The sequence below is a fragment of the Saccharopolyspora sp. NPDC045941 genome, from assembly GCF_056431445.1.
Window position 1 is genome coordinate 1 of record NZ_JBWKKU010000046.1, and the last position, 7,006, is coordinate 7,006.

The 7,006-nt window shown below is 69.0% G+C and carries 6 protein-coding genes; 2 read left to right on the plus strand and 4 right to left on the minus strand.

From position 1 onward, the window contains the following. A partial coding sequence (locus AC07FN_RS30825) for an IS110 family transposase (RefSeq protein WP_478398759.1) occupies nucleotides 1-867 on the minus strand: 867 nt, incomplete at its 3' end. 256 nt (nucleotides 868-1,123) lie between these two features. On the opposite strand from AC07FN_RS30825, the gene AC07FN_RS30830 reads away from it, so the two are divergent. Next, nucleotides 1,124-2,074: an aldo/keto reductase gene (locus tag AC07FN_RS30830; RefSeq protein WP_478398760.1), complete on the plus strand. Its 951-nt coding sequence runs from the start codon at nucleotides 1,124-1,126 to the stop codon at nucleotides 2,072-2,074. 6 nt (nucleotides 2,075-2,080) lie between these two features. Here the strand turns inward: AC07FN_RS30830 and AC07FN_RS30835 are convergent, their stop codons facing one another. The 3 genes from AC07FN_RS30835 to AC07FN_RS30845 form a co-directional block, all read right to left on the minus strand. Beyond that, nucleotides 2,081-2,803, minus strand: coding sequence for an SDR family oxidoreductase (locus AC07FN_RS30835; protein WP_478398761.1), 723 nt, complete (start codon nucleotides 2,801-2,803; stop codon nucleotides 2,081-2,083). Between the two features lie 415 nt (nucleotides 2,804-3,218). Beyond that, nucleotides 3,219-4,436 (minus strand): cytochrome P450, encoded by a 1,218-nt coding sequence (locus tag AC07FN_RS30840; RefSeq protein WP_478398762.1) that lies wholly within the window; start codon nucleotides 4,434-4,436, stop codon nucleotides 3,219-3,221. Nucleotides 4,437-4,464: 28 nt separating this feature from the next. Further along, a complete protein-coding gene (locus tag AC07FN_RS30845) occupies nucleotides 4,465-5,292 on the minus strand; it encodes an SAM-dependent methyltransferase (protein WP_478398763.1) in 828 nt (275 codons plus the stop codon). 352 nt (nucleotides 5,293-5,644) lie between these two features. Here AC07FN_RS30845 and AC07FN_RS30850 point away from each other — a divergent pair, with 352 nt between their 5' ends. Then, nucleotides 5,645-6,880 (plus strand): cytochrome P450 family protein, encoded by a 1,236-nt coding sequence (locus AC07FN_RS30850; RefSeq protein WP_478398764.1) that lies wholly within the window; start codon nucleotides 5,645-5,647, stop codon nucleotides 6,878-6,880. Nucleotides 6,881-7,006: the final 126 nt, after the last annotated feature.

The following is a 7,006-nucleotide window of genomic DNA, read 5'->3' on the forward strand; positions in this document are numbered from 1 at the left end:
CACCCGGGCGCCGAGGACCGGTCCCAGTCCGGGCTGGGACAGGATGATCTCAGCGGCCGGGTGCTGCCCAAAATGGGCTTCGACCTGCCCTTGCAAGGCCTTGATCTGGGTACTCAGGACGGTCAGGACCGCGATCAGCGCCTGGATGGAGGCGGCGTAGGCGGTAGCGATGACCTCGGGCTGACCGAGCTGGTCGGAGCGCAGCGCGGCCTGGATCGCCGTCGCTTTCTCGGTGATGTTCTTGCGGCGTGCCCGTTTCAACGCGGCGCTGATCTGCGTGAGCGTCAGCCGGGCGGCCTGGGCCGGTGTGGGGGCCTTGGCCAGCAATTCCAGAGTGTCGGCGGCGTCGAGGTCGTCGAAAGCGGCCAGCGCGGCGGGGAAGTAGTCCCGCAGCGCGTGCCGCAGCCGCTGGGTGTGGCGGGTCCGTTCCCAGATCAGCGTTTTGTGGGTGCGGGCCACGACCTTGATCGCCTCGACCCGGGCACTGTCACCGGCGACCGGCCGCAGCTCGTGGGCATGGGTGCGGACCATGTCGGCCAGCACGTGAGCGTCACCGGCGTCGCTTTTCGCGCCCGAGACACCCAGCCGGTCACGGAACCTGGCGGCCTGCAACGGGTTGACCGCCAGCACCGTGTATCCGGCGGCGACCAGCGCCGCCACCCACGGTCCCCGGTCGGTCTCGATCCCGACCAGCACCTCCGTATCCTCGGCGTCCTCGCCGAGCTGGTCCCCGATCATCGAATGCAGCCGGGCCATCCCGGCCACCCCTTCAGGCAGCCGGGCCTTGGCCAACCGGCGACCGGCGCTGTCCATCAGCTCGACATCGTGATGGTCTTCAGCCCAATCGTCCCCTACGAACAGCCGCAACGGTCCTCCTGTTCTCGATGCCGATCACCCTCAGCAGCCCGGCGGGAGAACCATCAGCGACCTAATCAAGCAGTGCTCACGCCACCACGGGCGGGCACGACATCCCAGCAGCGATCAACTCTCCCGGCCTACCGGCAGGGGCACGCTCTTTCATCAGGACTCACACGTCCAGGACGACAGAGTGCTCACCTGCCAGTCGGCTACCAACCAGGAGTTTGCCCGATGGCTCACTCCCAGAACTGATTAGGATGGCCCGGTGACGACGGAGACGAGCGCGGATCGCGTGCTGTACGGGTGCATGGGGCTCGGCGGGAGCTGGGATGCCGAACCCCTCGCCGCGGCCGACATCGACGCGGCCGAGGCGGCGATCCAGGCGGCGCTGGAGATCGGGATCACGACGTTCGACCACGCCGACATCTACCGGCGCGGCAAGGCGGAGGCGGCCTTCGGCGAGGTGCTCGCCCGCACGCCCGGGCTGCGCGAACGCGTCGTGCTGCAGACCAAGTGCGGCATCCGGCAGGCCGAGGGCGACCGGCCCGGGATCTACGACCTGCGCGGGGACAGCATCGTCCGGCGGGTGGAGGAGAGCCTCGCCCGGCTGCGCACCGACGTGATCGACGTGCTCCTCCTGCACCGGCCCGACCCGCTGGCCGACCCGGAAGACGTCGCCAAGGCGCTCATGTCGCTGCACGAGCAGGGCCTCGTGCGGCGCTTCGGGGTGTCGAACATGAGCGCGGCCCAGATCGCGCACCTGCAGGCGCACCTCGGCGTGCCGCTGGTCGCTAACCAGCTGGAGATGAGCCTGCACCGGCGCGACTGGTGCGAGGCCGGGGTGCTGGTGAACACCGCCGAAGCCGCGTCGATCGGCTTCCCGCTGGGCACGATCGAGCACTGCCGGGCGAACGGGATCTCCCTGCAGGCCTGGGGCCCGCTCGCGCGCGGCCGGTTCACCGGCGGTCAGGAAACGCCGACCGAGCGGGCGACAGCGGAACTCGTCGCGGCCCTGGCCGAGGAGAAGGGCACGACTCCGGAGACGATCGTGCTGTGGTGGCTGCAGCGCCACCCGGCGGAGATCGCGCCGGTCATCGGCAGCGCGAAGCCGGAACGGATCCGCGCCTGCCGCGACGCGGCGCAGCGGGAACCCGACCTCACGCACGAGGAGTGGTACCGGCTCTGGATCACGGCCCGCGGCGCCGCGCTGCCCTGACGGCGCTCACGCGGACTGCGGGGTGGGTGGCGTGGGCCGGTGTCCGGACGCGATCTGCTCGACCTGCGCGACGACGGCCGCCTGCCACTCCGAGGGAACGACGGCGAAGACGCCGTCGTCGACGGCCTGCAGCGCCTCGTGCGCGACGAGGCCCGGCTCGACTCCCTCCGGCGACATGCCGGTGGAGACCAGTGCCGGGCAGATCATGGTGACCCGCACCGGTGTGCCGGCCAGGGCCATCGCCGCGTGCTGGGTGACGGCGACGACGGCGTGCTTCGACGGCCCGTACGCCCCGCCGCCCGGGAAGACCGTGAGGCCCGCCAGCGATGCGGTGATCAGCACGTGGGCCTGCTCACCGGAGGCGAGCAGGCCCGGCACGAACGCCCGCAGCCCGTTGACGACGCCGCCGACGTTGATGCCGAACACGCGATCCCACTCGTCGGCCGGCACCTCCCACGGCGCGCCCAGCGACGCTCCCACCACACCGGCGTTGAGGCAGATCAGGCGCGCCTGCGGGGCCTGCGCGGCCAGGGCGCTCATCGCGGCCGGGTCGGACACATCGGCCGTCACGCTTGTCGCGCCGAGCCGCTCCGCGGTCGCGGAGAGCGCGTCGGCATCGACGTCGGCCAGGACGAGGTCGGCGCCCTTGGCGTGGAGCGCCTCGGCCAGTGCCCGCCCGATCCCGCTCGCGGCACCGGTGACGACCGCGGTCAGCGCATTGCTTGCCAAGGACTTCCTCCAGGAAGTTCGAAGTTGGATCGGAATGATCGAGCAGCAGCTTAGATCAGGAGACCGCTTCACCGGATCAGCCTGGCTTCGAGTGAGTCGCCCGCTCGCTTCTCGATCGCTCCGCGGAGTGCGGTCCGCAGGATTCAAGGTGTTGGCACAGGTCCCGCAGTTCGGGGAGTTCCGCCAGCGGACGACACGTACAGGCATACGGTCTCATCGTGCATGGGACGCAGCCCGGAGCCGGCAGCCACTTCGCTGCTGTTGATCAGGTTCTTGATTTTGAGCGTGTGGGACGAGGTCGATGGATTCGAGGCATTTCGGAGCTGCACCACGACTGCGTCGCCGTGCTGCACGCCCATCGCCGCCGGCGGCGTGGCCGTGCGATCGACAGCGGCGGCCTCTCGAGGGAGGTCGATCACCAGGTCACTCGGAGCTCGTGTATCCCGTAGATGGTGGCGTCCTCCTTGAACGGGATGTCCGCCAGCGGCGTCGCCAGGCGAAGATCGGGAATGCGGCGGCACAGCGTCTCGAAAACGATCGCGAGCTCGATTCGAGCCAGCGTCATGCCGAGGCACATGTGCGGGCCGAAGCCGAACGTCAAGTGGTTCCGCGCATCGCGCCAGATGTCGAACTCGTCCGGGCGGTCGTAGGTGTCGGGATCGCGATTGGCCGCGTAGAACGACAGGAGCACGCCTTCGCCGGCGCGGATCACAACATCGCCCATCTGCACGTCCTCCACCGCTACTCGCGAAGTGACGACATCCCCGATGGTGAAGTACCGGAACACCTCGTCGACGGCGCCGGGAATGAGGCCGGAGTCTTGCCGGATCGCGGCGAGTTGTTCGGGATGCTGCTGGAACGCCAGGACGCCCAGGGCGATTGCGCCGGCCGTCGTCTCGTTCGCGGCGAGCACCAGTAGGAAGGCCAGCGCGACCATCGCCTCGTGGTCGTCCCGGCCCTCTTCTGCTCGCTGCCTGATGATCTGGCGGCCAAGCAGGTCGTCGGTAAGGTTCTTCTCCTTCTGCCGCACCAGGTCGTCGACGAAGTCGCGTAGTTCCACGTGTGCCTTGATGCGTTCCTCGTCCGGAGTGCGCTGGCTGGACAGTCGCGAGATGCGCTCTTCGAAATAGTGGTGCTCGGCGTAGGGCACGCCCAGCATTTCGCAGCTCACCCGGGACGGTAGCGGCAACGCCAGCGTCTCCACGATATCGACGGGGGGCCCGATGTCGAGCATCGTCGCCAGGCACTCGTCGACGATCTGCTGGATGCGCGGCTTCAGCAGGTTCATCCGCTTGGCTGCGAACTCGGGAAGCACGGCCCGTCGGGCCCGGGTGTGCTCGGGCGCGTCCATCCCGGTCATCGTCTCGGGTATGCCGTTTGCCAGCATTCGCTGACCATGCATCAGCGGCGGCAGGCACGGGTTGTGCCGGTCCGCGCTCATGCGCGGGTCGCTCATGATCCTGCGGACGTCCTCGTGGCGGGTCGCGAGCCAGGCGCTGCCGCCGTCCAGCGTCCGCACTCGAACCATCTGCCGCTCCGCCCGCAACCGCTCGTAGATCGGCGGTGGGCTGAACGGGCACGTGCGGCGTGGCAGCGGGAAGATGGTTTCACCGATGGATGCCTCGGGAATCATGTCTCCTGCCTTCGGGTGGTTTCTCGGATCACTGCGGCTTGGCCGCGACGAACACCGCGTAGCCCAGCGCCGATCCCTCGGCGATCCTGGGCAGCGTTTCGCGCGCTTCGGTCCAGTAGTCCTCCTGGCCGGACGGGGTGGTGAAGGTGTGCTCCAGGCGGGCGATGTTCTCCTGGACCACCGCCAGGGTCTGCCGCCAGCTTCGGTCCGAGACGTCGATCGCTTCCACCATGACGAGGCCGGCGTCGGCGACCGTCTCGGCGTAGTCCTCCAGCGTCGGCATGGCGGAGATGTGGAAACCGGCGAGCCGTTCCTCGACCGCGGTCTGCTCGTCCAGGTCGGGGCCGCGCCGGATGAAGTCCGCGACGGCGAGCCTGCCGCCGGGGCGCAGCACGCGCGCGGCCTGCGACAGCGCGCGGCGACGGTCGGGCATGTGCAGCAGGGACTCGAAGAACCATGCCGCGTCGAAGGATTCCGGCGGGAAGGGCAGGTCCAGAGCGTCGGCGAACTCGAAGCGCACCCGGTCCTGCAGCCCTTCCGCCGTCGCGCGTTCGGTCGCCGCGGCGAGCTGCTGGCGGCTCACGTTGACGCCCACCACGTCGACGTTCCTGGCGCGGGCCAGGCGGACGGCGGGCTCCCCGATGCCGCAGCCGATGTCGAGCACGGACCGCGCCGGATCGACCGCCAGCTTCTCGATCATCAGGTCGGTCATGTTGTCGGCGGCCTCCCGCATGCTGCGGGTGGCGTCGTCCCAGAGTCCGAAGTGGAGGCTGCCGTCCAGCAGCGCGGTGAACACGTCGCCGTGCTCGTCGTGGACTTCACCGGCGCCCGGTGATGGTCGCTGTGCTCGGTTCATCTCGTGGATCTCGCCTTCGAGGCTGCGGTGATTGCGGAATTCCTTTCGGCGCGATCCGGCCGTGCCGGACCGGCAGAATTCGGGGACCGCACTGCACGCTATTGCAGCGGAATGGGGTGCTGCAACCGAGGAAACGACTTCGACCTGATCGTGGAATCGCCTCGGAAAAGTGGATCAGCGGCGCCGTTTCGTCGCGTCGCGTGCGGGTGTCGATAATCCGCTGGGGTGAACCGGTGGAATACCGGGTGTCGGCGATTCTCGGCCGTTGCTGGGCCATTTCGGTACACCTAGCATCGGGTTCGTCGTCCGCAATTCTCACCGAATGTTCCAGCATCGGATCACAGGAGGAAAGATGGGCACGAGCGACGTGGCCGGCCCGGTGGAACTGTCCATGAGCGACGAGTTCTTGGCCAATCCCCACCCGTGCCTCGCGGCTTGGCGGGAGAGCGGTCCGGCGCAGCCGGTCGTCCTGCCGGACGGGCGCGAGTGCTGGGTGGTGACGCACTATCCCGACGTCGTGAACGTGCTGTCCAGTCCTCACGTGAGCTGCGACCTCTCGCCGGAGCGCAGCGGCGCCGACGAGGTGGCGCCGGAGGTGGCCGAGGCGTTCCGGTCCATCCGGCAGGGACTGTTCATCAACATGGATCCGCCCGACCACACCCGGCTGCGCAAACTGGTGGTGCGCGAGTTCAGCGCGCGCCGCGTGGAAGCGCTGCGGCCGCAAGTGCGGGCCATCGCCGACAGGCTGCTGGACGCATTGCGCGGCGAGGACGAAGTCGACCTCGTCCGCTCTTACAGCTATGCGTTCCCGGTGTCAGTGCTGTGCGCGCTGCTCGGCATTCCGGAAGCGGACGCCGTGCAGTTCCGGGAGTGGACCAACCAGGCGCTCGGATTCGTCGGAGACCCGGAAAAGGCGCCCCTGGTGGTCTCCGCCGTGAACTCCTTCTACGCCTACTTCGAGGAATTGCTCGACGCCAAGCGCAGGAATCCAGAAGACGACCTGCTGAGCGCGCTCGTGACAGGTGCCGGCGGTGAAGTGGCCGATCGGGAGCTCGCCGGAGTGGCGCTGCTGCTGTTCGTCGCCGGGCACGAGACGACGTCGCACTCCCTGGCGCTCGGCGTGCTGTCCCTGCTGGACCACCCGGCGGAACTCGCCGCCGTGCGGGAAGATCCCACCGCGTTGGCGGCGCACGTCGACGAACTGCTGCGCTACGACGGGCCGTCCACGCCGGGGGTTTTCCGCTTCACCACGGCGGACATCCAGCTCGACGACACCACGATCCCCGCCGGTTCCTGGGTGCTCGCGTCGCTGGCCGCCGCGAACCGCGACCCCGAGCGGTTCGCCTCGCCGGACGCGCTGGACTTCGACCGCGCGGAGAACGGGCACGTCGCGTTCGGGCGAGGAATGCACTACTGCCTCGGCGCATCCCTGGCCAAGGTCGAGATGGAGATCGGCCTCGGCTCGCTCTTCGAGCGCTACCCGAACCTCGAATTGGCCGTGCCCGTCGAGAAGTTGCGGTGGCGGCCCGGCTACATGCGCGCGGTGGAGGAACTCCCGGTGCGCCTGGGACCGCTCCGGACGAGCTGACCCCGGCCGGTGGGGGGGGGGGGGGGGGGGGGGGATCCAATCGAAGTAACCCACACCAAAAACCCGCAAACGGCGGGACAAGAACGAACCACCCCCTCGCCTTTTCCCAACCCACCCGATCGTAAG